The sequence below is a fragment of the Pseudomonas sp. DD1 genome (genome assembly GCF_044510355.1).
In the GTDB taxonomy this organism is placed as follows: domain Bacteria; phylum Pseudomonadota; class Gammaproteobacteria; order Pseudomonadales; family Pseudomonadaceae; genus Aquipseudomonas; species Aquipseudomonas shahriarae.
In genome coordinates this window covers 48139-73527 of sequence record NZ_MSAJ01000039.1, presented here as the reverse complement: position 1 = coordinate 73527, position 25389 = coordinate 48139, and the positions used below count along the sequence as shown (strand labels likewise).

Annotated in this window: 29 protein-coding genes; 16 read left to right on the top strand and 13 right to left on the bottom strand. The window is 61.1% G+C overall.

The annotated features are described in order from the left end of the window. Positions 1 to 194 precede the first annotated feature (194 nt). From PSFL_RS26160 to PSFL_RS26145, 4 genes are all read right to left on the bottom strand, one after another. Entirely contained in the window at positions 195 to 1139 is a 945-nt protein-coding gene (locus PSFL_RS26160) for an alpha/beta fold hydrolase (RefSeq protein WP_057437820.1), read from the bottom strand. Further along, positions 1139 to 1921 carry a class II aldolase/adducin family protein gene (locus PSFL_RS26155; protein WP_057958329.1) on the bottom strand — a complete coding sequence of 261 codons (783 nt, stop codon included), beginning with the start codon at positions 1919 to 1921 and terminating at the stop codon, positions 1139 to 1141. Before PSFL_RS26155 ends, PSFL_RS26160 begins: the two co-directional genes overlap by 1 nt. Positions 1922 to 2074: 153 nt before the next feature. Then, positions 2075 to 2761, bottom strand: a complete 687-nt coding sequence (locus PSFL_RS26150; RefSeq protein WP_057958328.1) for an LrgB family protein — start codon at positions 2759 to 2761, stop codon at positions 2075 to 2077. Continuing rightward, positions 2751 to 3143, bottom strand: coding sequence for a CidA/LrgA family protein (locus tag PSFL_RS26145; RefSeq protein ID WP_397470643.1), 393 nt, complete (start codon positions 3141 to 3143; stop codon positions 2751 to 2753). Before PSFL_RS26145 ends, PSFL_RS26150 begins: the two co-directional genes overlap by 11 nt. A gap of 92 nt (positions 3144 to 3235) precedes the next feature. On the opposite strand from PSFL_RS26145, the gene PSFL_RS26140 reads away from it, so the two are divergent. Then, positions 3236 to 4132 carry a LysR family transcriptional regulator gene (locus tag PSFL_RS26140; protein ID WP_057437816.1) on the top strand — a complete coding sequence of 299 codons (897 nt, stop codon included), beginning with the start codon at positions 3236 to 3238 and terminating at the stop codon, positions 4130 to 4132. On the opposite strand, the gene PSFL_RS26135 is transcribed toward PSFL_RS26140, so the two are convergent. Beyond that, the gene (locus PSFL_RS26135) at positions 4113 to 4568 is read right to left on the bottom strand and encodes a flavodoxin (RefSeq protein WP_057444540.1); all 456 of its coding nucleotides are present in this window, start codon (positions 4566 to 4568) and stop codon (positions 4113 to 4115) included. The two genes, PSFL_RS26140 and PSFL_RS26135, sit on opposite strands and share 20 nt — an antisense overlap. A gap of 103 nt (positions 4569 to 4671) precedes the next feature. Here PSFL_RS26135 and PSFL_RS26130 point away from each other — a divergent pair, with 103 nt between their 5' ends. Together PSFL_RS26130 and PSFL_RS26125 are read left to right on the top strand one after the other, a co-directional pair. Beyond that, positions 4672 to 5139: a PAS domain-containing protein gene (locus tag PSFL_RS26130; protein WP_057437813.1), complete on the top strand. Its 468-nt coding sequence runs from the start codon at positions 4672 to 4674 to the stop codon at positions 5137 to 5139. Positions 5140 to 5197: 58 nt separating this feature from the next. Then, the gene (locus tag PSFL_RS26125; RefSeq protein WP_115127440.1) at positions 5198 to 5803 is read left to right on the top strand and encodes a hypothetical protein; all 606 of its coding nucleotides are present in this window, start codon (positions 5198 to 5200) and stop codon (positions 5801 to 5803) included. A gap of 2 nt (positions 5804 to 5805) precedes the next feature. On the opposite strand, the gene PSFL_RS26120 is transcribed toward PSFL_RS26125, so the two are convergent. After that, entirely contained in the window at positions 5806 to 6765 is a 960-nt protein-coding gene (locus PSFL_RS26120) for a MerR family transcriptional regulator (protein WP_057437810.1), read from the bottom strand. A gap of 213 nt (positions 6766 to 6978) precedes the next feature. Here PSFL_RS26120 and PSFL_RS26115 point away from each other — a divergent pair, with 213 nt between their 5' ends. From PSFL_RS26115 to PSFL_RS26095, 5 genes are all read left to right on the top strand, one after another. After that, complete coding sequence (locus PSFL_RS26115) at positions 6979 to 7539, top strand: antibiotic biosynthesis monooxygenase (RefSeq protein WP_397470642.1); 561 nt, start codon at positions 6979 to 6981, stop codon at positions 7537 to 7539. Between the two features lie 61 nt (positions 7540 to 7600). Next, the gene (gene folM / locus PSFL_RS26110; RefSeq protein WP_057437799.1) at positions 7601 to 8308 is read left to right on the top strand and encodes a dihydromonapterin reductase; all 708 of its coding nucleotides are present in this window, start codon (positions 7601 to 7603) and stop codon (positions 8306 to 8308) included. 55 nt (positions 8309 to 8363) lie between these two features. After that, positions 8364 to 8735 (top strand): dihydroneopterin triphosphate 2'-epimerase, encoded by a 372-nt coding sequence (gene folX / locus PSFL_RS26105; protein WP_057437798.1) that lies wholly within the window; start codon positions 8364 to 8366, stop codon positions 8733 to 8735. A 23-nt stretch (positions 8736 to 8758) separates the two neighbouring features. Further along, positions 8759 to 9055, top strand: coding sequence for a DUF1244 domain-containing protein (locus tag PSFL_RS26100; RefSeq protein ID WP_057437796.1), 297 nt, complete (start codon positions 8759 to 8761; stop codon positions 9053 to 9055). Continuing rightward, entirely contained in the window at positions 9048 to 9386 is a 339-nt protein-coding gene (locus PSFL_RS26095; RefSeq protein ID WP_057437794.1) for a HopJ type III effector protein, read from the top strand. The genes PSFL_RS26100 and PSFL_RS26095 overlap by 8 nt, the downstream gene beginning before the upstream one ends. 87 nt (positions 9387 to 9473) lie before the next feature. Here the strand turns inward: PSFL_RS26095 and trxB are convergent, their stop codons facing one another. Then, the gene (trxB, locus tag PSFL_RS26090; RefSeq protein ID WP_057958322.1) at positions 9474 to 10436 is read right to left on the bottom strand and encodes a thioredoxin-disulfide reductase; all 963 of its coding nucleotides are present in this window, start codon (positions 10434 to 10436) and stop codon (positions 9474 to 9476) included. 294 nt (positions 10437 to 10730) lie between these two features. Between trxB and cysZ the strand changes: the two genes are divergently transcribed. From cysZ to PSFL_RS26070, 4 genes are all read left to right on the top strand, one after another. After that, positions 10731 to 11486, top strand: coding sequence for a sulfate transporter CysZ (gene cysZ, locus PSFL_RS26085; RefSeq protein WP_057437792.1), 756 nt, complete (start codon positions 10731 to 10733; stop codon positions 11484 to 11486). A gap of 98 nt (positions 11487 to 11584) precedes the next feature. Continuing rightward, positions 11585 to 12562, top strand: coding sequence for a cytochrome-c peroxidase (locus tag PSFL_RS26080; RefSeq protein WP_162947782.1), 978 nt, complete (start codon positions 11585 to 11587; stop codon positions 12560 to 12562). A 78-nt stretch (positions 12563 to 12640) separates the two neighbouring features. Next, positions 12641 to 13819, top strand: a complete 1179-nt coding sequence (locus PSFL_RS26075; RefSeq protein WP_169960576.1) for a glycosyltransferase family 1 protein — start codon at positions 12641 to 12643, stop codon at positions 13817 to 13819. A 116-nt stretch (positions 13820 to 13935) separates the two neighbouring features. After that, entirely contained in the window at positions 13936 to 14352 is a 417-nt protein-coding gene (locus tag PSFL_RS26070) for a hypothetical protein (protein ID WP_057437786.1), read from the top strand. Positions 14353 to 14414: 62 nt separating this feature from the next. Here PSFL_RS26070 and PSFL_RS26065 read toward each other — a convergent pair whose 3' ends face one another. From PSFL_RS26065 to PSFL_RS26055, 3 genes are all read right to left on the bottom strand, one after another. Further along, entirely contained in the window at positions 14415 to 15518 is a 1104-nt protein-coding gene (locus PSFL_RS26065) for an NADH:flavin oxidoreductase (RefSeq protein ID WP_057437784.1), read from the bottom strand. Positions 15519 to 15672: 154 nt separating this feature from the next. Then, complete coding sequence (locus PSFL_RS26060; protein ID WP_057958318.1) at positions 15673 to 16155, bottom strand: glutathione peroxidase; 483 nt, start codon at positions 16153 to 16155, stop codon at positions 15673 to 15675. A 136-nt stretch (positions 16156 to 16291) separates the two neighbouring features. Then, positions 16292 to 16777 carry a peptidylprolyl isomerase gene (locus PSFL_RS26055; protein WP_017476012.1) on the bottom strand — a complete coding sequence of 162 codons (486 nt, stop codon included), beginning with the start codon at positions 16775 to 16777 and terminating at the stop codon, positions 16292 to 16294. Here PSFL_RS26055 and PSFL_RS26050 point away from each other — a divergent pair. Genes PSFL_RS26050 through PSFL_RS26040 form a run of 3 tightly spaced genes read left to right on the top strand, consistent with a single transcriptional unit; the run spans position 16746 to position 20144 of the window. Then, positions 16746 to 17084 (top strand): DUF3565 domain-containing protein, encoded by a 339-nt coding sequence (locus PSFL_RS26050; RefSeq protein WP_081044174.1) that lies wholly within the window; start codon positions 16746 to 16748, stop codon positions 17082 to 17084. The genes PSFL_RS26055 and PSFL_RS26050 overlap by 32 nt on opposite strands. A gap of 60 nt (positions 17085 to 17144) precedes the next feature. After that, positions 17145 to 19244: a phosphate acetyltransferase gene (gene pta / locus PSFL_RS26045; RefSeq protein ID WP_057958317.1), complete on the top strand. Its 2100-nt coding sequence runs from the start codon at positions 17145 to 17147 to the stop codon at positions 19242 to 19244. Continuing rightward, positions 19245 to 20144, top strand: coding sequence for an acyltransferase (locus tag PSFL_RS26040; protein WP_057958316.1), 900 nt, complete (start codon positions 19245 to 19247; stop codon positions 20142 to 20144). It abuts the gene before it with no gap. Positions 20145 to 20313: 169 nt separating this feature from the next. On the opposite strand, the gene cysN is transcribed toward PSFL_RS26040, so the two are convergent. The 3 genes from cysN to PSFL_RS26025 form a co-directional block, all read right to left on the bottom strand. Then, positions 20314 to 22212, bottom strand: a complete 1899-nt coding sequence (gene cysN / locus PSFL_RS26035) for a sulfate adenylyltransferase subunit CysN (protein ID WP_057958315.1) — start codon at positions 22210 to 22212, stop codon at positions 20314 to 20316. A gap of 9 nt (positions 22213 to 22221) precedes the next feature. Then, positions 22222 to 23139: a sulfate adenylyltransferase subunit CysD gene (cysD, locus tag PSFL_RS26030; RefSeq protein WP_057437780.1), complete on the bottom strand. Its 918-nt coding sequence runs from the start codon at positions 23137 to 23139 to the stop codon at positions 22222 to 22224. A gap of 159 nt (positions 23140 to 23298) precedes the next feature. Next, positions 23299 to 24057, bottom strand: coding sequence for a Nif3-like dinuclear metal center hexameric protein (locus PSFL_RS26025; protein ID WP_057958314.1), 759 nt, complete (start codon positions 24055 to 24057; stop codon positions 23299 to 23301). Between the two features lie 102 nt (positions 24058 to 24159). Between PSFL_RS26025 and algW the strand changes: the two genes are divergently transcribed. Next, complete coding sequence (gene algW, locus PSFL_RS26020; protein WP_057437778.1) at positions 24160 to 25314, top strand: Do family serine endopeptidase AlgW; 1155 nt, start codon at positions 24160 to 24162, stop codon at positions 25312 to 25314. Positions 25315 to 25389: the final 75 nt, after the last annotated feature.

Sequence of the window (25389 nt, the reverse complement as noted above, 5' to 3'; positions counted from 1 at the left end):
AACTCCAGCGAAGACAGTGGACGATGGCTTGAGTGTCAGGCACCGGGCTTGTGGTCACAATAAATACGGGCGGGGGTGAATGGTGCGCAATAAGGCACGGGGATGATTGAACTGATGCAGGAGATAGCTTGTGTGGGAGCTGGCTTGTGTGGGAGCTGGCTTGCCTGCGATGGGTACACCTCGGTACAACTGATTTACCGAGGTGTACCCATCGCAGGCAAGCCAGCTCCTACACAAGCCAGTTCCCATAGCGGGTCTTTGCTGTTGCCGATGCCGTCGCGAAATGCCAGGTAATGCTTGAGCACCTGCACCGGCGCTTCGATCTGCGGGTAGTGGCCGATATTGGCCAGCAACACCGTGTCGGCGTCCGGTATCAACTCGCGGTAACGCGCGACCATGTGCGCGCCGGAGACCGGATCGACTTCGCCATCGATCACCCGCAACGGCACTTCGCCGCGCTGCATGGCCGCCACCCAGCGCTCACGCTGGCGACGGCGCTGGGGAATGTAGGCGATGAGTTTGTGCAGGATCCGCGGGCCGTCGTTGTTTTCGATCAAGCTCCAGAAATCATCCAGGGCACTTTCGCTGGGACGGGTGTCGGGGCCGAAGATCTGCTTGAAGCTGTCGGCCAGGGCGTTGCGCCCGAATGCGCGACCGATCATCCACCCCAGGGGGCTGAGCAAGAGTTTTTGTACCAGCGCCGCGCGGTGGGTCTCGGGGAACAGCCCGCCATTGAGAAATACACAACTGGCCAGTTGAAAACGACCTTCGTAGTGCCGGGCGAGCAGTTCCTGGGCCACGCTGTCGCCGTAGTCATGGGCCATGACATGCACCGGCTGTTGAATCCGCAGATGGGCCAGCAGCGCCTGTTGCAGGTCGGCCTGTTCCAGCAGGCAATAAGTGTGGTCCAGGGGCTTGGCCGAGTCGCCGAAGCCGAGCATGTCGCAGGCGATCACCTGATAACGCTGGGCCAGGGGCTGCCAGAGGTAATGCCAGTCCCAACTGGCGCTGGGGAAACCGTGGATCAGCAGCAAGGGCTCGCCCTGCCCGGCCACCCAATAACGCAGGGTCTGCCCGCGAAAGACAAAACTCTGCCCGCGCTTGCGCCAGGCGCTCAGGGGGATCTCGGCCAGTGGCATCAGAGTCGGTATCCTGGGTCTTGTTGGTCCAGCTTGCGCAACAATGCCGGCCAGGCCAGCGCACCGCCCATGCCTTGGGCGCTCTTGGTCACCCCCGCAATCATCGCCTTGGCCCCCGCCAGAATCTGCGGCTCGATGGCAATCAATTCCGCACCGCCGTTTTGCGCCAGCACCTGGATATCGCAGGCGCGCTGGAAGGTGAACATCATCAGGAACGTATCGGCGATGGTCGCACCGCAGGTCAACAGGCCATGGTTGTGCAGCATCAGGAAATTGTTCGGCCCCAGGTCGGCCTGCAGGCGGGCCTTTTCCTCGTGGTTCAGCGCTACGCCTTCGTAGGCGTGATAGGCCAGGCTCGACAGCACGAACAGCGATTGCTGGCTGATGGGCAGCACGCCCTGCTTCTGCGCCGACACGGCCACGCCAGCCGCCGTGTGGGTGTGCAGCACGCAGACCACGTCGTGGCGTACTTCGTGTACCGCGCTGTGGATGGTGTAGCCGGCCGGGTTGATCTCGTAGGGGCTGTCCATCAACTTGTTGCCGGCCTGGTCGACCTTGACCAGGCTGGAGGCGGTGATTTCGTGGAACATCAGCCCGAACGGGTTGATCAGGAAGTCTTCGGTGCCCGGCACCTTGGCCGAGATATGGGTGAAAATCAGATCATCCCAGCCATGCAGGGCCACCAGGCGATAGCAGGCGGCCAGGTCGATACGGGCCTGCCATTCGGCGGCGCTGACCTGGTCTTTCACACTCTGTGTCGATTGAACGGGGGCTAGGCTCACGGCAATGACCTCGACGCTGTGGTGTTCTTATTATTTTTTTAGGGTGATGGGCCAGTCTAGTCAGACCTCGGGGCAGCCGTAGTTGCGTTGGCAGCCAGCTTGATGACCGAGCGAGTCAACTACGAGGATAGTTCATATTCGTACAACAAGGTGTCAGAGAAGCGACGCCAATAAAGGCGCGGCAAACAGGTTGAGCAAACCGGTCAAAACCATCACCAGCCCGGCCACCGAGCCCTCCTCGCCCCCCACTTCATGGGCACGGCTGACGCCCGCACCGTGGGCGCCCACGCCAAACAACGCGCCCCGCGCCAGGGCACTGCGCAGCGGCAACCACTTGAGCAGTACCCCGCCGAGCATGGCGCCGAACACACCGGTGAACATCACAAATACCGCCGTCAGCTCCGGTACACCGCCCAAGTCATGGGCCAGGGGCATGGCAAAGGGCGTGGTGATCGAGCGTGGCACCAACGACATCGTGACCGAACTGTCCAGGGCCAGGGCCTTGGCCAGGCCAAATGAGGTGCCAATGGATGCCGCGCTACCCGCCAGCATCCCCAGCAGCAACGCCGACCAGTGCCGCATCAATAACTGGCGCTGCTGCCAGATCGGAATGGCGAACGCCACCGTGACCGGCCCCAGTACCAGCATCAGCCAATGGGTGTCGGTGGAGTACTCGGCATAGGCGGTGTTCAGTGGCACGGCCACCGCCAGCAGCAGCGCGGGCACCAGAATCAGTGGCGACAGCAGGTAGCGCCCGGTACGCCGATAGATCCAGCGGCTGAAACCATAGGCCACCAGGGTCAGGGCCAGCCAGAACAGCGGCATCAGTTCAAGCTTCATGGCGCAACTTCCAGCGGCAGACCAGTTCGACGGTAAACGCCGTGACCAGCATCACCATCAGGGTACTGAGGGCGATCACCAGCATGATCCGCCAGCCGTCATGGCGCATCAGGCCGCCGTAATCGAGCAGGCTCATCAGCGCCGGGATAAAGAACAGCAGCATCTCTGCCATCAGCAGGCCAGCGCCCAATTGCAGGGCCGCCGGCTTGATCAGGCCGCTGGCGAACACCAGCAACAGCAAGCCCAGGCCAATCACCCCGCCAGGGATCGGCCAGGCCAGCCACACGGCCATTTGGCAGCCCAGCAAGTAAATCGCCAGCAATACCAGCAACTCAACCAGCAGCCGGCCCAGATGTTTGAAGGTTAAGCGTTTAGTAGACATAGGTTCCTCGCAGGCCTTCATTTTAAAGAGCCGCGTGGCATACCCGAAGCGAATTGTTAGACTGCAAGCCATTCCAAATAGGAATTACCGCAATGGAATTCAAACAACTGCGCAGCTTTATCGAAGTGGTCCACCGTGGCGGGTTTACCCAGGCCGGGAAAACCTTGCATATCAGCCAGTCCGCCGTGAGCAAGCAAGTGGCGCAACTGGAGCAAAGCCTGGGCACGCCGCTGCTCGACCGCATTGGCTCCCAGGTGCGCCTGACCGCCGCCGGGCAGGTGGTGCTGCAACGGGCCGAAGCCATGTTGCGCCTGCAAACCGAGCTGCTGAGCGAGCTGGACGACTTGAATCAACTCACCCGTGGCGAGTTGCGCATGGGCCTGCCGCAGTTGGGGGGCGACACCCTGTTTGCCGGGCTGTTTGCCGAATATCGCCGGCGCTACCCCAATGTCAGCATCCAATTGCTCGAAGGCGGCAGCCGCAATATTGAGCAGGCAATCCTCGCGGGTGAGCTGGACGTCGGCGGCAGCCTGCTGCCCACCGATCCGGCTTTCGCCTGGCAAGCTTTCTGTGATGAACCGCTGGATGCGCTGCTGCCCGTGGACCACCCACTGGCGCAGCACACAGAGATTGGCCTGGAGGAGTTGGCCGACACGCCATTTTTGATGTACCAGCGCAGCTTTGTGCTCAATGACCGGCTACTCCAGGCCTGCCAGCAACTGGGCTTCACACCCCGGGAAAGTGGGCGCAGTGGCCAGGCGGACTTTCTGGTGGCACTGGTGGCCGCCGGCCAGGGCGTGGTGCTGCTGCCCAGCGTGGTCGCACGCGGGCTGGAACGTCCCGGCGTGGTGCGCCTGACACTCAGGGCACCGCAATTCCTACGTTGGGATATCGCCTTTATCTGGCGCAAGGGCGCCTATCTGTCGAAAGCCGCCCTGGCCTGGCTGGCGCTGCTGCGCGAATACCCGATCAGCCGCGCAGTGCGCTGACCAACTCTGCCAGCCATGGCTCCGCGTCAGCTTCCGGGGTGACGCTTTCGCTGGCATCCAGGCGCAGCATTGGCAGGACTTCGCGCACGCCCAATTCGCCGAACAACTCACGCATCTGCTCGCCGCCGCCACAGAAGGTGTCGCCGTAGCTGGCGTCGCCCAGGCCGATCACCGCGCCAGGCAAACCGCGCCAGGCGGCGGGCAGTTGGTCGCGGATCATCGAATACAGCGGCATCAGGTTGTCCGGCAGTTCGCCCATGCCGGTGGTGGAGGTGACGGCCAGAAAGGCGTCCGGGGCGAAGGCCTGCACATCGGCCAGGGTCGCCCGCGGGTTATGCCAGGCCTCGAAACCGGCTGCATTGAGGATACCCATGGCGTGGCGGGCAACTTCTTCTGCCGTGCCATAGACCGAGCCGGAAAGGATGGCGACTTTCATCAATCTGATCCTGTAGTTGAGTGAAAACCTGGGATATTAACAGTTGGCAGCCGGGTGGGTTGCCCTACACTAAGAAATCCACAAACACGCTATGGATCGCTCAATGATCAACGCCAAGCTCATGCAAATGGTGGTCAATGCCTCCAACGACGGGATTGTCGTGGCGGAACGGGAAGGCAAGGACAAGCCGCTGATTTACGTGAACCCCGCCTTCGAACGCATGACCGGCTACAACCTGGACGACGTCCTTTATCAGGATTGCCGCTTCCTGCAATCGGGTGACCGCGACCAGCCGGCCCTGATGGCCATTCGCGAAGCCCTTGACAGTGGCGGCGCATGCCGGGAAATCCTGCGCAACTACCGCAAGGACGGCACGCATTTCTGGAATGAACTGTCATTATCGACGGTTTATAACCAGGCCGATCAGCAGACTTACTTCGTCGGCGTGCAAAAAGATGTCACGGTTCAGGTCAAGGCCCAGCAGCGTGTGACCCAGCTGGAAGCCCAGGTAGCAGCACTTACGGCCGAGTTGGCAACGCTCCGGGCGACGAGCGGATCTAACAAACTTTAGAAAATATGGTCTTTAGGGTGATAATCAGTTTAATCACGCATTTCCTTGAGCCACATCAATGCAACGCGACGCGCTTTTGACCCAGGACGAGCTGGATTTCATCCAGAACATGCACCACAACCCGCAGCTGAATGTGCGGGATGTGTCGTCGAGCCTGACGGTCAACGGTGGCGCGCAGATCCGCGACCTGCTTACGCGCCTGGCGGCCCATGAGCAGGTGACGATCCAGGCGCAGTTCGATAACCAGCAAATGACCTTTCCACTGCAACTGGTGGAAGACGAGTTCCATGCCGTGCACTTGCGTCTTGGGGTGCCGAGTATTTTCGAGGATGGGCCGATGATCCGGCCCTGGCGCCTGGTGCTTGAAGAGCCGGTCGCCCTGGAAAACGTCAGGGGTCAGCCGGGAGCGTTGTGGGTGCATGAAGTGTCGTTCAAGGGCCTGCTGGTGCAGTGTCGCGGCCGCAGCAAACCACCGCGCACGTTCTCGATGTGGTTCAGCCCCTCCGGCTACGAACGGATTGCCGTGCGTGGCACGTTAGAGCGCGAAACGGCTCGCGGCCTGTTTGCCTACCGCTTGAGCCAGGGTGATGCGGATGAAACCGAGCGCCTGCGCCAGTTCATCCTGCAACAGCATCGCCTGGCCCACCCCGAAGTGCATGCCTGATCTCAGGTATCCAGGGTTCCACTGAGAAACTGCTGCAAGCGTCGCTGCATCAACCGCCCTTCATTGCCCAGGCAACCGATGGCAGTACCGGCCAGTTGCTTGTCGGCCATGTCCGAGGCATCACCGGCCAATAGCAGCGGGCACTCCAGGGTCAGGGCCAAGCGCTCCAGCCGATTGGGCAAATCGTGGGTCGGTGAGTGGTTGGAGAACAGCACCAGCGCCTGCGGCCGGGTCTTCTCGCAGATCAGCGTCAACTCATCCAGGGGATGGCCCAAGCTCAACACGTGAACGGCCAGTTCATCACCACTGAGCATCAGCCCCGCCACCAGCAACTCCAGTTCTCGGCACTCACCGGCAATGGCCGCCAGCAATACCTGTGGCGTACGGCCGGCACGGGCCATCTGCAGGCGCTGGGAAATCCGCGCCCGCAAGAAACTGTCGAAAAACAGCCATTCGCTGGCCTGACCAAAACGCCCCTGGTGACGCAACAACTGTTGCCACAGGGGCATCAGGATGTCCTGGAACACCACCGCAACGGGGTACGCCGCAAAAATCTGCCCGTACAGGCGTTCCAGTTGCAGCTCATCAAAAGCGCCGATGGCAAGTTGCAACTGCTGCTGCCACTGAGTCGACTCGTGTTCTGCGTCGCCTTCCTGCAACTGGCGCACGAAAGAGGCCTGCGAATCGTCGCGCGCGAGGATCTTGCCGACTTTGCTGACCGCCACGCCACGCTCGATCCAATCCAGAATGCGATGGACGGTCTCAATATCCTTCTGCGTGTACAGGCGATGCCCGCTTTCGGTGCGTACCGGTTGGATCAAACCATAACGCCGCTCCCACGCTCGGAGCGTGACCGGGTTGATACCCGTCAATCTCGCAACTTCGCGAATCGGGAACAACTCATCTGCCGCACAGTGGGCGCTTGGTGCAATACCTTGGGATGGTGCTGTGATTACAGGCATCGGCTGACCAAAACTATACAAAGTTGGATCCCATTTAACGCTTTTATACCTGTCTTTTTCAAGGGAATTGCCCAGCCGTCCAATGTCGCTGGCGTATTTCGTCAAATCAGGAATAATCCTTGCCTGTTTTTTCTGCGTCGCCGCTCTACCCCGCGGTTTCGCCAGGGACGCCACCTACCCGGTACAGCGCTCCCACACATTCGGAGATACACAATGTCTACCCTCCCCGTCACCTTGATGGTCGCGCGCCGCGCTGCCCAAGGTCGCTATCAAGACATGATGAGCTGGCTGCGTGAAGGCGAGCAACTGGCCACTGACTTTCCCGGTTACCTGGGCTCCGGCGTGCTTGCCCCGCCTGCCGACGGTGGCGAATTCCAGATCATCTTCCGCTTCGCCGACGAGCAGACCCTGCACGCCTGGGAATTCTCGGCCTCGCGCAGCGCCTGGCTGAGCCGTGGCAGCGAGTTGTTTGCCGACCCTATGGAGCATCGGGTCAGCGGCATGGAGGGCTGGTTTGGTGCCGTAGGCCAACGCCCGCCGCGCTGGAAACAGGCCGTGGCGATCTGGCTGGCGTTTTTCCCGGTGTCGCTGCTGTTCAACTTTGGCCTTGAGCCCTTGATGGCCGAACTGGGCCTGTTCAGCCGCGTGCTGGTCAGCACTCTGGCCCTGACGCCGTTGATGGTCTATCTGTTCATTCCGCTGTCGACCCATTTGCTGGCAGGCTGGCTCAATCCTGCGCCGCCACGGGTAAAACCTGCCGAAGCAACCGTTTGAGCCGATCCGCAACAGGCCGGTCGCTGGTATAGTTTTAGCTTGCCCGCGACTCGAGCTTCCCATGACTTCTCCCGCTCCGATCCTGATCACCGGCGCCGGCCAACGTGTCGGCTTGCACTGCGCCCTGCGCCTGCTGGACGACAACCAGCCGGTGATCTTCAGCTATCGCAGTGAGCGTCCCGGCGTGCAGGCCCTGCGCGAACGTGGGGCGATTGGCGTGTTTGCCGACTTCTCCTCTGAGGCCGGCATCCTGGCATTTATCAGCGAACTCAAGAGCCATACCGATAGCCTGCGGGCGATTATCCACAATGCCTCGACCTGGGCCGCAGAAACACCTGGCGACGAAGCCCACGCCTTTATTGATATGTTCAGCGTGCACATGCTTGCGCCGTACCTGATCAACCTGCATTGTGCTGACTTGTTGCGCTGCTCGACGCTGGCCGACATTGTGCACATCAGCGACGACGTGACCCGCAAGGGCAGCCGCCAGCATATCGCCTACTGCGCCACCAAGGCCGGGCTCGACAGCCTGACCCTGTCCTTCGCCGCCCAATACGCGCCCCGGATCAAGGTCAATGGCATCTCGCCGGCCATGGTGATGTTCAACGACGGCGACGACGCGGCCTATCGCGCCAAGGTCCTGGCCAAGTCTGCATTGGGTATCGAACCCGGGCCTGAGGTGATTTACCAGAGCGTGCGTTACCTGCTGGACAACCCTTATGTGACTGGCACCACCCTGACCGTCAATGGCGGGCGGCATGTCAAGTAAACCCGAACACCAGCCGCCTGGGGTTCCTGCAACTGATTGGACGGAGCAAGTAGCAATGCCACAACTTCAACCAGGTATGGCGCGCATCCGGGTCAAGGACCTGTGTCTGCGCACCTTTATTGGCATCAACGAGGAGGAGATCCTCAACAAGCAGGATGTGTTGATCAACCTGACCATCCTGTATGCCGCACAAGACGCGGTGCGCGATAACGACATTGACCACGCCTTGAACTACCGCACCATCACCAAGGCCATCATCGCCCACGTCGAAGGCAACCGCTTTGCCCTGCTCGAACGCCTGACCCAGGAACTGCTGGACCTGGTGATGAGCAATGAGTCGGTGCTGTATGCCGAAGTCGAAGTCGACAAGCCCCATGCGCTGCGTTTTGCCGAGTCGGTGTCGATCACCCTGGCAGCCAGCCGTTAACCCCCTGAATCTGCGTGAACCCCATGACTGATCAACAACGCCTGGAACTCGAAGCCGCCGCCTTCCGCCGGCTGGTGGCACACCTGGACAGCCGCAAGGACGTACAGAACATCGACCTGATGAACCTCGCCGGGTTCTGCCGCAACTGCCTGTCCAAGTGGTACAAGGCCGAAGCCGACGAACGCCAGATCGAGGTCAGCCTCGATGACGCCCGCGAAGTGGTCTACGGCATGCCGTACGCCGAGTGGAAAGCCCAATACCAGCAAGAAGCCAGCGCCGAACAACAAGCGGCGTTTGCCAAAGGAAAACCCCATGACTGACCTGAACACCCTGCGCGCCAGCCTCAACAGCGGCGCACATGTCTTTGCCGACACCCTGGCGTTTATCGCTGCCGGCTACGACTACCAGCCCCAGGCCTTCACCAACGGTGGTGTAGAAAACGCCGCCGGGCAAAACGAGGGCTCGTGCAAGACCCTGGGCCTGGCGCTGCTGGAAGGTTTGAGCGACCAAGAGGCCCTGCTGGCGTTTGGTGAGCACTATCGTTCGGTGCTGGCGACGCCTGAGGGCACAGATCACGGCAATATCCGCGCGTTGATCGAGCATGGGTTGGCGGGTGTGAAGTTCGGCGCCCAGCCCTTGAGCCGTCGCTGATCGGGTTAACACGTCTGTACTCTGGCGTTGCTTGAATCGCGCCCATAAAAAAACCGGCCTCGCAGCCGGTTTTTTCATTGCAACGGTTTAGAAAGCAGCGTCTTTCAAGCCGTCGAGGTAACGCTCGGCATCCAGGGCCGCCATGCAGCCGGCGCCGGCCGAGGTGATGGCCTGGCGGTAGACGTGGTCAGCCACGTCGCCAGCGGCAAAGATGCCTTCGATGTTGGTCGCGGTAGCATTGCCTTCACGGCCGCCCTGCACCACCAGGTAACCGTCTTTGGCGGTCAGCTTGCCTTCGAACAGCGAGGTGTTCGGAGTGTGGCCGATGGCGATGAACACGCCGTCGACTTTCAGCTCGTCGAAGCTGCCGTCGTTGTTTTTCAGGCGCGCACCGGTCACCCCCATGTTGTCGCCCAGGACTTCATCCAGGGTGGCGTTGAGCTTGAGGATGATCTTGCCTTCGGCAACCCGCGCGTGCAGCTTGTCGATCAGGATCTTCTCGGCGCGGAAGGTTTCGCGGCGGTGAACCAGGGTCACGGTGCTGGCGATGTTGGCCAGGTACAGTGCTTCTTCGACAGCGGTGTTACCACCACCGACCACAGCCACCGGCTTGTTGCGGTAGAAGAACCCGTCGCAGGTCGCGCAGGCGGAAACGCCTTTGCCCATGAACGCTTCTTCCGATGGCAGCCCCAGGTAACGGGCGCTGGCGCCGGTGGCGATGATCAGCGCGTCACAGGTGTAGACGCCACTGTCGCCGGTCAGGCTGTAGGGCTTTTTCGAGAAGTCCACGGCATTGATATGGTCGAAGACGATTTCGGTCTCGAAACGCTCGGCGTGCTCTTTCATGCGCTCCATCAACACCGGGCCGGTCAGGCCGTGGACGTCGCCCGGCCAGTTGTCGACTTCAGTGGTGGTGGTCAACTGACCACCCGCCTGCATGCCGGTGATCAGCAACGGCTTGAGGTTGGCCCGGGCCGCGTAGACCGCAGCGCTGTAACCGGCAGGGCCGGAACCGAGAATAATCACTCGCGAATGACGGGTATCAGACATGACTCACTCCTATCGACCGCCCGGACTACAGAGCGGCTGGAATAAAAAAGGACCGCGAAGCACTTGGGGAAGGCTTTTTAACTCGCAGGCCCTAAAAATAATGGGTGCAGCGTATAGAGGGGGGCAAGATTAAGGAAATACGGATTAACAATCCAGCTCATAGGCGGTCTCTATGCTGTGGCACCTATTAATCAACATGTTTGTTACCGTTAATGTCGGCTTGCTGACCGTGCTTTCACCCTACCGGCAAAGCCGGTAAGGTCGGCGCGTTTACCCTTTTGCCCGGAGTTTTCCATGCCCGCCCCCGTTCTGTCAGGCCCACAATACCTGCGTGAAGGCCTGAAACTGGTCTTGAGCCCAGGCCTGCGCCTGTTCGTCCTGCTGCCCCTGGCGATCAACCTGATACTGTTCGTCGGGTTGATTTATTTTGCTGGCCATCAGTTCAGCCTGTGGGTCGACACCTTGATGCCGACGCTGCCCAACTGGCTGAGCTTCCTCAGCTACATCCTGTGGCCGCTGTTTGTGCTGCTGGTGGCCTTTATGGTGTTTTTCAGCTTCACCATGCTCGCCAATATCATCGCCGCGCCCTTCAATGGCTTCCTCGCGGAAAAAGTCGAAGTGGTGGTGCGCGGTACCGATGATTTCCCCGCCTTCAGCTGGGCCGAGCTGTTCGCCATGGTCCCGCGCACCCTGGCCCGGGAAATGCGCAAGCTGGGCTACTTCCTGCCCCGGGCCATCGGCCTGTTTATCCTGTCCTTCATCCCTGTGGTCAACCTGATTGCCGCACCGCTGTGGCTGCTGTTCGGGGTGTGGATGATGGCGATCCAATACATCGACTACCCGGCCGACAACCACAAGCTGGGCTGGAACGAAATGCTCGCCTGGCTGCGCCAGAAGCGCTGGCAGAGCATGAGCTTCGGCGGGATTGTTTACCTGGTGTTGCTGGTGCCGGTGGTCAACCTGCTGATGATGCCGGCGGCGGTGGCCGGGGCCACGTTGTTCTGGGTGCGTGAGCGCGGCGCCGAAACGATGCTGGCGCAAAAGCCCTAACCTGTTCGATTGACCTGGATCATGGCGATTTGCCCATACAGAGCACATGGTTATTAGAACTATAAGCCTGTGGGGAGCACACCGTGTACAGACCGTTAATGCTGATGTTCGGATTGATGTTGGGCGGCGAGGCCTGGGGGGCCGCCGCCGCCAATGAACCCATCCTGCCGGTGCAACCGGCGAAGATCACCGATGCCAACAAAGTCGAGTTGGGCAAGCAATTGTTCTTCGACCCGCGCTTGTCCAAGTCCGGTTTTATTTCCTGCAACTCGTGCCACAACCTGAGCATGGGCGGCAGCGACAACCTGCCCACCTCCATCGGCCATAACTGGCACCAGGGCCCGATCAACTCGCCGACGGTGCTCAACTCGAGCATGAGCGTCGCGCAGTTCTGGGACGGGCGCGCGGCGACTCTGCAGGAGCAGGCCGGCGGCCCGATCGCCAACCCCGGCGAGATGGGCTTTACCCACGACCTGGCGGTGGACGTACTGCGCTCGATCCCGCAATACCAGGCGGCGTTCAAGAAGGTTTATGGCGATGACGGCATCAAGTTCGACGATGTGACCAATGCCATTGCGGCCTTCGAAGAAACCCTGGTCACCCCCAACGCCCCATTCGACCGTTGGTTGCTGGGCGATAAAAAAGCCATCAGCGCCACTGCGGCGCAGGGCTACCAGCTGTTCAAGAGCATCGGCTGTGTGGCGTGCCATAACGGCGAAGCGGTCGGTGGCAGCACCTTCCAGAAAATGGGCATGGTCGAACCCTATGCCACCCAGAACCCGGCCCAGGGCGTGGCGGGCCTGACCGGCAAGGATCAGGACCGGATGATGTTCAAGGTACCGACCTTGCGTAACGTCGCCCTGACCTACCCCTACTTCCACGACGGTGCCTACTGGAACCTCAGCGAAGCCGTGGACGTGATGGCCCGCCTGCAACTGGGGCGCAAGTTGAGCACCGATGAGGTCAGCCAGATTGTCGCATTCCTCGACACCCTGACCGGCGACCAGCCGGACTTCAAGCTGCCGATCCTGCCACCGTCCTCGGCCAAGACCCCGCGTCCTGCGCCGTTCAACTAAGCCAGTACCGGGCCTGTCGTCATAAATCCGTCATTGCGATGACACAATGACGACATGGCCCGCGCCGACACTGGCTGCATGACGACAGCTTCCCTGAATATCACCCTGATCACCGAAACCTTCCCACCGGAAATCAACGGCGTGGCCAACACCCTTGGCCGCCTGTGTGACGGCCTGCGCGCCCGTGGGCATCAGGTGGAGTTGGTGCGCCCGCGCCAGGGTGGCGACTTGAGCCGCCTCAGCGACGACGGCCTACTGTTGTGTCGCGGCTGGCCTCTGCCAGGGTATCCCGGCCTGCAATGGGGCCAGTCCTCGATGCACAAACTGCTGCGGCGCTGGAAACGCCAGCGTCCGGACGTGCTGTACATTGCCACCGAAGGCCCGCTGGGCTTGTCGGCCTTGCGCGCGGCACGGCGCCTGGGGATCAGCGTGGTCAGCGGTTTCCATACCAACTTCCAGCAGTATTCCAGCCAGTACGGCCTAAGCATGCTCAGCCGCATCCTGACCCACTACCTGCGCTGGTTCCACAACCGTTCCAGCCTGACCCTGGTGCCCAGCGTCAGCCAACGCCTGGAACTGGAACGCCGCCACTTCGAGCGCCTGGACCTGTTGTCGCGCGGGGTCGACAGCCAACTGTTCCACCCGGCCAGGCGTGACAACACCTTGCGTGGGCAGTGGGGCCTGGGCAATGACGATATTGCGATCTTGCATGTCGGACGCCTGGCGCCAGAGAAAAACCTCGGCTTGCTCAAACGCTGCTTCGAGGGGTTGCAGGCCACTTATCCACAGCGTCGTTTGAAGCTGATCGTGGTCGGTGACGGGCCACAGCGGGAGACACTGGCAAAGAGCCTCCCCGAGGCGATTTTCTGCGGCACGCAACGCGGCGAGGAACTGGCCCGGCACTATGCGTCAGGGGACTTGTTTCTGTTCCCCAGCCTCACCGAGACCTTTGGCAACGTGGTACTGGAAGCCATGGCCTCCGGATTGGGCGTAGTGGCCTACGACCAGGCGGCCGCCACCCAGCATATCCGCCATGGCTACAGTGGTGCCGTGGCGATGCCGGGGGACGAGGAGGCATTTTGCGATGCCGCCAGTTGGTTACTGGAAGAACCCGAGAGTCTGCGCCGGATGCGCCTGAATGCCCGCCAACATGCCAGTCGCCAGGGCTGGCCGGCGATTATCGAGCAGTTCGAGCACCAACTGCGCAGCGTGTGCGGTGAGGAACCTGTCGATACAGGCAGCTCGCGCCTGGTGTGAGGTATATCCAGTTACTTTAGACATGGAACCATCAGCCCTCTAGCGCCATACAGATAGGGCTGCAGATTCAGGCTCGTGCAGGTCTGCGCAGACAATCATGCGATGGAGTCTTAACCATGTTAATCAACACCAACCCTTTACCGACCTCAGCCCTCCCCCCGAACAACGGCCAGAAGGATCCCGCGCAGTATGATCATTTATGGCAAAAGCACGGCAGAGACATCGAACCCTTCACCGCCGACGAGCAGAAACTGCTGAACAGTGACCGATTCAATCGACTCACACATGAGGCAGACCTCCCTGATCAAACAGCCGTGCAGGAAAAAGCGCAGCGCAATCAACTTCGGCGGCAGTTCGGGATATCGTCGCAAGAGCCCTCACACTCACCCAGCCAAGTCAGCTCGGGTCAGCCTAAGGCAGAGTCCCGCCCCTTTGAGCAGCTTACTTCCGCCCCAAGGGTGGATAATCCGCTACCGCCCGAGGTTGCATCGCGCCCCTTGATGTACGCTCCGAACACCGCCAAGGGTGGATAGCCCGCCCTTCAGCCGCAGCTAAAGCATGGGGATGAGCCGGGCCAGCCGGCTCATCCTGAGCGTCACACCAAGGTCATCAGCGCTTCACGACTGAACGGCAAGATATCGCCCTCACGGCCTTCACGGACCTTCAGCGCCCAATCCGGGTCGACCAGCAGCGCACGACCAACGGCCACCAGGTCGAACTCATCGTTATTCAGGCGCTCCAGCAGTTTTTCCAGGCTCGCCGGCTGCGCCACTTTGTCAGTATTGACCATGAACTGCAGGAACTCGCCATCCAGGCCCACGCTGCCCACAGTGATGGTCGGCTTGCCAGTGAGCTTGCGGGTCCAGCCCGCCAGGTTCAGCTCGGAGCCTTCAAACTCCGGTTCCCAGAAACGCCGTGTGGAGCAGTGGAAAATATCCACACCCGCGTCCGACAACGGCTTGAGAAACTCACCCAGTGCCTCGGGCGTTTGCACCAGGCGCGCGGTGTAATCCTGCTGCTTCCATTGGGAGAAACGGAAAATGATCGGGAACTCGGGACCTACCGCCGCCCGCACGGCCTGAATCAACTCGATGGCGAACCGGGAGCGATTGGCCAGGCTGCCACCGTATTCATCGGTACGCTGGTTGCTGCCTTCCCAGAAGAACTGGTCGACCAGGTAACCGTGGGCACCGTGGATCTCCACGCCGTCCATACCGATGCTCTGGGCATCCTTGGCGGCCTGGGCGAAGGCAGCAATCACCGCCTGGATATCCTGGACCGTCATGCCGTGGACCACCACGTTGCCGTCCTTGAGTTTTTCCATCGGGCCATAGGCCGGCACGCTGGCATCGGGTTCTGTGCCTATGCGCCGCACGCTGCCAACGTGCCACAGTTGCGGGACGATCTTGCCGCCCTCGGCATGCACCGCGTCGACCACTTTCTTCCAGCCGGCCAATGCCGCTTCACCGTAGAAATGCGGGACATTCGGATAGCCGTTGGAAGCCTGGTGGCCCACCACCGTGCCCTCTGTGATGATCAGGCCAACGCCGGCCGCCGCGCGACGGCGGTAGTACTCGATGACTTTGGAATTGGGTACGCCACCGGGGGAAAACGAACGGGTCATCGGCGCCATGACCACGCGGGTCGGCAATTGCAGTGCACCGAGCTGGAAAGGTTTGAACAAGGCTTGGACAGGCATGGCAGCACTCCGCATGAAAGGGGTTTTATGATGCGGATAATATGGAGTGCAGACCGCACTGGATAGCACTATTGATTGCGGTGATTAAGGTGCAAAAGCGGGAGGATACATCGACTTGTGGCAAAGGGGCGTGCCCCCTCACCACAGCGCCAAATCAGGCCAGGGCCTTTTCGATGGCCTGGATAACACTCGGATCATCAGGCGCGGTACGTGGGGAAAAACGCGCCAGCACCCGCCCATCCTTGCCCAGCAGGAATTTCTCGAAGTTCCAGGTGATATCCCCTGGAAACTCCGCGCCCTCACCTGCCAGCAAGCGGTACAACTGATGACGATCGGGACCGTTGACCTCCAGCTTGCTGCCCAGGGGAAAGCTCACGCCATAGTTGAGGCTGCAAAACGCCTGGATCTCGTCTTCAGTCCCGGGCTCCTGGCCTGCAAATTGATTGCACGGCAGGCCCAGCACGGTGAAACCCTGGCCCTTGTACTGCTGATAAAGTTTTTCCAGCGCCGCATACTGCGGGGTCAGTCCACACTTGGAGGCGACATTGACCACCAGCACGACTTGCCCCTTATAGGGCGTCAGAGGCAGCTCCTGACCATCCAGGGCTGTGAGTTTAAGGTCGTGGAAAGCACTCATGACGAACTCCAGATTTCCCATATTCTGTGTAACGGCCATTCGAGATTACAGCCGCCCAGCCGGCAAGAATAGCCGCCAATCAAAAAAGGCGCCCGAAGGCGCCTTTCTTTTCAACTGACTGGACGTGGCCCGTCAATCAATGGTGGTGACCACCTTCGCCGTGTACGTGGCCGTGGGCAACTTCTTCCTGGGAAGCGTCGCGGATGGCAACGATCTTGACCTGGAAGTTCAGGCGCTGGCCTGCCAGCGGGTGGTTGCCGTCGACGGTGACATCGTCGCCGTCCAGGTCGCGGATGGTCACGATCTGCATTTGGCCGTCCGGAGCGGAGGCGTGGAACTGCATGCCCACTTCCAGTTCGTCGACGCCTTCGAACATGCTGCGGCTCAGGGTGCTGACCAGTTCGGCCGAGTACTCGCCGTAGGCATCTTCAGGTTCTACGGCAACGGTCAGTTCATCACCAACCTCTTTGCCTTCCAGGGCCTTTTCCAGGCCCGGGATGATGTTACCTGCGCCTTGCAGGTAGACCAGCGGCGCGCCGCCGGCGGAGCTGTCGATGACCTCACCAGCGTCGTTGGTCAGGGTATAGTCAATGGAGACAGCCTTGTTGGCGGCGATCGGCATGGGGCGAGACCTTTTGCATAAGAATGAAGAACGGACAAGTCTAAACAAGGATTTGCCCGAAAGCGAACACAACCCGGACAGACGGAGTCGATCCAGTGACTCGACGGTCGTCGGATTTCATCAGGACGCAGACGGCCACTGGGTCGCCGCGCTGTCCTGCGGCCATACGCAACACCTGCGCCACCAGCCGCCCTGGCAATCCAGGGGCTGGGTGATTGATCCGGCGCAACGCCTGGCAAAAATAGGCCAGCCCTTTGCCTGTGGCTGGTGTGCGCAGCGCCCGGATAACGATACCCTTGGCAACTGATTCCCGGTCGGCGCGCAGCCATAGCGCACCACCGAAGCCATGCACCTTCAGAGAATTCGCATGCAGACTTTTTTTATCGCGCCCACCGATTTTGGTGTGGGTCTGACCTCCATCAGCCTTGGGCTGGTGCGTACCCTTGAGCGGGCCGGGCTGAAAGTCGGCTTTTTCAAACCGATTGCCCAGCCGCACCCCGGCGATACCGGGCCTGAGCGCTCCACCGAGCTGGTGGCGCGTACCCACGGCCTGAAACCGCCGCAACCCCTGGGGTTGGCCCATGTCGAGCGGATGCTCGGCGATGGCCAGCTCGATGAGTTGCTCGAAGAAATCATCACCCTGTACCAGCAGGCCGCCGTGGGCAAGGACGTGCTGATTGTCGAGGGCATGGTGCCGACCCGCAGCGCCAGCTATGCCGCACGGGTCAACCTGCACCTGGCGAAAAGCCTGGATGCCGAAGTCATCCTCGTCTCGGCCCCGGAAAACGAAGTGCTGACCGAACTGTCCGGCCGCGTGGAATTGCAGGCGCAACTGTTCGGCGGCCCGAAAGACCCGAAAGTGCTGGGCGTGATTCTGAACAAGGTGCAGACCGACGAAAGCATGGAAGTCTTCGCCGCGCGCCTCAAGGAGCATTCGCCGTTACTGCGCAGTGGCGATTTCCGCTTGCTGGGCTGTATCCCGTTCCAGCCCGAGCTCAATGCCCCGCGCACTCGCGACGTGGCCGACCTGATGGGCGCACAAGTGCTCAATGCGGGCGACTATGAAACCCGGCGCATGAGCAAAATCATCATCTGCGCACGCACCATGCGCAACACCGTGGAGCTGCTCAAGCCCGGCGTGCTGGTGGTGACGCCGGGGGATCGCGACGACATCATCCTCGCCGTCAGCCTGGCCGCGATCAATGGCGTGCCCCTGGCCGGCCTGCTGCTGACCAGCGACACCCTGCCCGACCCACGGATTATGGACCTGTGCCGTGGTGCGTTCCAGGCCGGGCTGCCGGTGCTGTCGGTGAGCACCGGCTCCTACGACACCGCCAACCAACTCAACAGCCTGAACAAGGAAATCCCGATTGATGACCGCGAACGTGCGGAGATCATCACCGATTTCGTCGCCAGCCACCTGGACGCGCGCTGGCTGCACCAGCGTTGCGGTACGCCACGGGAGATGCGCCTGTCGCCGGCAGTGTTCCGCTACCAGTTGATCCAGCGTGCCCAGGCCGCCAACAAGCGCATTGTGCTGCCCGAGGGCAGCGAGCCGCTGACCGTGCAAGCCGCCGCCATCTGCCAGGCCCGGGGCATTGCCCGTTGTGTGCTGCTGGCCAAGCCGGCTGACGTCGAAGCCGTGGCCCGCGCCCACGGCATCGAGTTGCCCGAAGGCCTGGAGATTCTTGACCCGGACCTGATTCGCGAGCGCTATGTCGAGCCGATGGTGGCCCTGCGCAAGAGCAAAAGCCTCAACGCGCCGATGGCCGAGCAGCAACTGGAAGACACCGTGGTGATCGCCACCATGATGCTGGCGCTGGATGAAGTGGACGGCCTGGTCTCCGGGGTCATCCACTCCACCGCCAATACCATCCGCCCGGCCCTGCAACTGATCAAGACCGCGCCGGGCTGCACCCTGGTGTCGTCGGTGTTTTTCATGCTGTTCCCTGAACAAGTACTGGTCTACGGCGACTGCGTGATGAACCCGCACCCCAGCGCCGCGGAACTCGCGGAAATCGCCCTGCAGAGCGCCGACTCGGCCGCCGCCTTCGGTATCACCCCGCGCGTGGCGATGATCAGCTACTCCAGTGGTGACTCGGCCAGTGGCGAAGAAGTGGAGAAAGTCCGCGAGGCCACCCTGCTGGCCCACGAACAACAAAGCTCGCTGCTGATCGATGGCCCCTTGCAGTACGATGCCGCCGCCAACGAAAACGTCGCTCGGCAACTGGCACCCAACAGCCTGGTGGCGGGCAAGGCCACGGTCTTTGTGTTCCCCGACCTCAACACCGGCAACACCACCCACAAAGCCGTGCAGCGCAGTGCCGATTGCGTCAGCCTCGGCCCGATGCTCCAAGGCCTGCGCAAACCTGTGAACGACCTGCCCCGTGGGGCCCAGGTGGACGATATCGTCTACACCATCGCCCTGACCGCGATTCAAGCCGCCAACCGACCTATGGATGCCTAAATGCTGGACTTTCTGCCTGCCCCCCTGCGTGGGGTCCTTGCCTCGCTGCTGCTGGCGTTGAACACCATCCTGCTGTGTTCATTCCTGTTTATCGTCGCGCTGTTCAAGGCGCTGCCGTTCGCCAAGCGCTTCAGCGAGTGGTTGATGAACCACACCCATGAAGCGTGGATCAGCAATAACAAGGCCTGGATGAACCTGGTGCGCCGCACCCGCTGGCACCTCAAGGGCCTGGAAGGCCTGGACTACCAGCACTCGTACCTGGTGACCAGCAACCACCAGAGCTGGGTCGATATCATGGTGTTGCAGTACGTGCTCAATCGACGGATCCGCCCACTGAAGTTTTTCCTCAAGCAGGAGCTGATCTGGGTACCGGTGATTGGCCTCGCGTGGTGGGCGCTGGGCTTCCCCTTCATGAAGCGTTACACCAAGGCCTACCTGGAGAAACACCCGGAGAAGAAAGGCAAGGATCTGGAAACCACCCGCAAGACCTGTGCGAAATTTCGCGACAACCCGGTGGGTATTTTCAACTTTGCCGAAGGCACGCGGTTTACCCCTGGCAAACATGCCCAGCAACAATCGCCGTTCCGCTACCTGCTCAAGCCCAAGGCCGGCGGCATTGCGTTTGTACTGGATGCCATGGGCGAGCAACTGAAGTCACTGGTCAATGTGACTATCCACTACCCAGGCGGGCGCCCGGGGTTCTGGGACTTGCTGTGCGGCAATGTAAAAGACGTGGTGGTGCAGTTTGAAGAGGTGCAGATCCCGGCCGAGTTCATTGGCAAGAATTATGAACAGGATGGGGAGTATCGGTTGGCGTTCCAGGGCTGGATCAACCAGTTGTGGGAAGACAAGGATGCCCTGTTGAGCCGGCTTCACATCGAGTACCCAGGTAATCGCTGATCAACCTGTGTGTGGCGTGCCCGCGATAGCGGTCTGTCAGATGTAAGTGCATTGCCTGAACCACTGCCATCGCAGGCAAACCAGCTCCCACACTGACTGTGTCAACCTGAAGAATGTGAAAAGCCCGCCACCGAGTGATCGGTGGCGGGCTTTTTTGTGGCGGCGAGGTTTAGATCGCGCCGCGCTGGCGCAACAGCTCCAGCACTTGCTTGACGCTGTCGTCCAGCGACAGGGCCTGGGTGTCGAGCACCAGGTCGGCATTCAACGGCACGTCGTACGGGAACGACTCACCAGGGATGTTATCCCCACCCGCAGCATACAGGCCTTGCGGGTCACGCTCGGCACACACCAGCGGCGAGGCCTGCACGTACACGGTCAGCAAACGATCACTGCCGATCAACGCCTTGGCCTGTTCACGGCCCTCGGCATCCGGCGCCACGAAGGCCGCCAGGGTCAGCAGGCCGGCTTCGTTGAACTGACGCGCCACGTGAGCAGCACGCCGCCAGTTCTCGGTACGCCCGGCTCGGTCCTGTGGCAGACCTTTATTGAGGTCATGGCGCAGGTTCTGGCCATCGAGCACAAACACCGCACGGCCCATGTCGAACAATTTACGCTCAACTGCATAGGCCAAGGTGCTCTTGCCTGCGCCCGACAGACCGCTGAACAACACGGTGGCCGGCTGCTGGCCGAAACGCTGGGCGCGCTCTTCGGTGGCCACGTGGGCCAGCTTGCCGTGCTGCGCCGCGCTGCCATGGCTGACCGGTGGTGCGATGATCATGCCCGCGGCCACAGTGCCGTTGGTCAGGCGATCAATCACGATAAAGGCGCCGGTGGTGCGGTTGCTGGCGTAACCGTCCAGGGCAATCGCCGCGTCGAGGCTGACCTTGACCCGACCGATCTCGTTCAGTTGCAAGGCACTGGCGGGGCCTTCTTCCAAGGTGTTCACATCCACACGATGCACGATGCTGGTGATGGAACCCGGCACGTAGCTGGTAGCACGCTTGATGTCGTATTTCTTGCCCGGCAGCATCGGCTCCTCGGCCATCCACACCAGCATGGCGTCGAAGGCGTCGGTCACTTGCGGCACGTTGTCGGCATGCACCAGCAGGTCGCCACGGGAGATGTCGATCTCGTCTTCCATGGTCAGGGTCACGGCCTGGCCTGGGCCTGCGTGCTCCAGCTCACCTTCGAAGGTGACGATGGATTTGATGCGGCTGCTCTTGCCCGACGGCAGCACCACCACTTCGTCGCCCTTGTGCACGATGCCGCTGGCCAGGGTGCCGGCGAAACCACGGAAGTTCAGGTTCGGGCGGTTGACGTACTGCACCGGGAAACGCAGGTCGGTGTAGTTGCGGTCGTTGGCGATCTCGACGGTTTCGAGGATCTCCATCAGCGACTGGCCGGTGTACCACGGCGAACGCTCGCTCTTGTTCACCACGTTGTCGCCCTTGAGCGCCGACATCGGCACAAAGGCCATGGTGCTCGGCTTGAACGCAATGCCCTCGGCAAACTTCAGGTAGTCGGCCTTGATCGACTCGAAGATGCTCTCGTCGAAACCGTTGAGGTCCATCTTGTTGATCGCGATGACGATGTGCTTGATGCCCAACAGCGAGGCGATAAAGCTGTGGCGACGGGTCTGGGTCTGCACGCCGTAGCGCGCATCCACCAGGATGATCGCCAGGTCACAGGTGGACGCACCGGTGGCCATGTTGCGGGTGTACTGCTCATGGCCGGGGGTGTCGGCAATGATGAATTTGCGCTTGGCGGTGGAGAAATAGCGGTAGGCCACATCAATGGTGATGCCCTGCTCACGCTCGGCCTGCAGGCCGTCGACCAGCAAAGCCAGGTCGATATCGTCACCGGTGGTGCCGACTTTCTTCGAATCGCGGGTGATGGCTTCCAGATGGTCTTCGTAGATCATCTTGGAGTCGTGCAGCAGGCGCCCGATCAGGGTGCTCTTGCCGTCGTCGACGTTGCCACAGGTCAGAAAGCGCAGCATTTCCTTGCGTTCGTGCTGGCCCAGGTAGGCGAGGATGTCCTCGCTGATCAAATCAGATTGATGCGACATGACAGCCCCTTAGAAATAACCTTGACGTTTTTTATCTTCCATCGAGCCTGCACCATCGTGGTCGATGACACGGCCCTGGCGCTCGGAAGTTCGCGTCAGGAGCATTTCCTGGATGATGTCCGTCAGCGTCTCGGCTTCGGACTCCACCGCGCCCGTCAACGGGTAGCAGCCAAGGGTACGGAAACGGACTTTCTTTTTGACGATGCGGGCTTTGTCCTCGTCGGACAGGTGCTCGAGGATGCGCTCGTCGTCGATCATGATCAGCGTGCCGTTCTTCTCGATCACTTCACGTTCGGCGGCGAAGTACAGCGGCACGATGGGGATGCCTTCCAGATAGATGTACTGCCAGATATCCAGCTCGGTCCAGTTGGACAGCGGGAACACGCGGATCGACTCGCCCTTGTTGACGTTGCCGTTGTAGACGTTCCACAGCTCCGGGCGCTGGTTTTTCGGGTCCCAGCGGTGCTTGCTGTCGCGGAACGAGTACACGCGCTCTTTGGCGCGGGATTTCTCTTCATCGCGACGGGCGCCGCCGAAGGCTGCGTCGAAACCATGCTGGTCCAAGGCTTGTTTCAGGCCTTCGGTCTTCATGATGTCGGTGTGCTTGGCGCTGCCGTGGGTGAACGGGTTGATGCCCTGCGCCACACCGTCCGGGTTGACGTGAGTGATCAGCTCCAGGCCCAGTTCCTCGACCATGCGGTCGCGAAACTTGTACATTTCCTGGAATTTCCACTGGGTGTCCACATGCATCACCGGAAACGGCAGCTTGCCCGGGAAGAATGCCTTGCGCGCCAGATGCAGCATCACGGCGGAGTCTTTGCCGATGGAGTAGAGCATCACGGGGTTGTCGAACTCGGCGGCAACCTCACGGATGATGTGGATGCTCTCCGCCTCCAGCTGTTTCAGATGCGTCAGTTTGTCGACCATGGCTACTCACGGAAAAACGATCTTATGGACGGCCTGCGGGCCGTGTTCGAGCGAGGCATGCTAGCACAGCACCTGCTTCTAATCAGGGAGCTGGCTAGATCGAAACGGTATATGGATATACCGCTCGGTTTGCCTGCAATGACGGGCCTGTGGGGAGGCTCAGATCGGGTTGGGGCAGTCGATAAACAGGTGCTCGAGGGCAAAGCGCCGGGCCAGGTAATCGCCCAGGGCCTGCACGCCATAACGCTCGGTGGCATGATGGCCGGCGGCGATAAAGCTGATGTCGTTTTCCCGGGCACTGTGGAAGGTCTGTTCCGAGGCCTCGCCGCTGAGGTACAAATCCACCCCGGCCAGCACGGCCTGGTCGATGTAGCCCTGGCCGCCGCCGGTGCACCAGCCCACGCGGCGGATCATCGCGCTGCCTTCGATCAGCAGCGGCTCGCGGCCCATGGCTTCCTGCACACGGCGGGCGAAATCCCGTGCCGACAGGGGCTCGGCCAAGGAGCCGACCAGGCCGACGACCTTAAGGTTGTCCGGGTCCAGCGGGCCTTCGACGGTGATGTCCAACTGGCGGGCCAACTGCACGTTGTTGCCCACGTCCGGGTGCAGGTCCAGCGGCAGGTGGTAGGCCAGGAGGCTGATGTCGTGCTTGAGCAGGGTCTTGAGGCGGCGCTGTTTCATGCCGGTGATGCACGGGCTCTCGCCTTTCCAGAAATAACCGTGATGCACCAGCACCAGGTCGGCCTTGGCCTCCACCGCCGCGTCGAGCAGCGCTTGGCTGGCAGTCACGCCACTGACAATGCGCAACACCTGCGGCCGGCCTTCGACCTGCAGGCCATTGGGGCAGTAATCGGCAATTTTCGCGCTGTTCAAGTAGCGATCCGCTTCTTCAACCAGGGTGCTCAGGGCGACGGCCATAAAAGACTCCTAAATATCCCGTTCAGAGGCGCTCGCGGCCTCGTATAATGCGCGACATTATGGGCGCTCCCGCGCCCCCTGCAACCTGTCAGGACTTACTTGATGCTCAAGGCGCTGCGTTTTTTTGGATGGCCATTGTTGGCCGGCGTGCTGATCGCGATGCTGATTATTCAGCGTTATCCGCAATGGGTCGGCCTGCCAAGCCTGGACGTCAACCTGCAACAGGCACCGCAAACCAGCGCGGTGCAACAAGGCCCGGTGACCTACGCCGATGCGGTGGTGGTCGCTGCGCCCGCAGTGGTCAACCTATACACCACCAAAGTCATCAATAAACCGGCGCACCCGCTGTTTGAAGACCCACAGTTCCGGCGGTTCTTCGGTGACAATTCGCCCAAGCAGCGCCGCATGGAGTCGAGCCTCGGCTCCGGGGTGATCATGAGCCCCGAAGGCTACATCCTGACCAACAACCATGTAAGCACCGGGGCCGACCAGATTGTCGTGGCCCTGCGCGATGGCCGCGAAACCCTGGCGCGGGTAGTGGGCAGCGACCCGGAAACCGACCTTGCGGTCCTGAAGATCGACCTGAAGAACCTGCCCTCCATCACCATCGGCCGCTCCGAAAGCCTGCGGGTCGGTGATGTGGCCTTGGCGATCGGCAACCCGTTCGGCGTCGGCCAGACCGTGACCATGGGCATCATCAGCGCCACCGGGCGTAATCAGTTGGGCCTTAACAGCTACGAAGACTTTATCCAGACCGACGCGGCGATCAACCCGGGCAACTCCGGCGGCGCGCTGGTGGACGCCAATGGCAACCTGACCGGCATCAACACGGCGATTTTTTCCAAGTCCGGCGGCTCCCAGGGCATCGGTTTTGCGATCCCGGTGAAGCTGGCGATGGAAGTGATGAAGTCGATCATCGAGCACGGCCAGGTGATCCGTGGCTGGCTGGGGATTGAAGTGCAACCGCTGACCAAGGAGCTGTCGGAGTCGTTTGGCCTGACCGGGCGCCCAGGCATCGTGATTGCCGGCATCCTGCGCGGCGGCCCGGCGGAGAAAGCCGGGATGCAGGTGGGCGATGTGATCCTCAGCATCGACGGTGAACCGGCGGGCGATGGTCGCCGTTCGATGAACCAGGTGGCGCGGATCAAACCGACGGAAAAGGTCGCGATCCAGGTGATGCGCAACGGCAAAGAGATCAAGCTGCTGGCCGAAGTGGGCCTGCGCCCGCCGCCCGCCCCGGTGAAAGAGCAGGAATAAAGGACGATCCTTAAAGAGATACACTCTCAATAGTCATGTTATATTATTTCAATATTGATATTGGAATGTTAGACC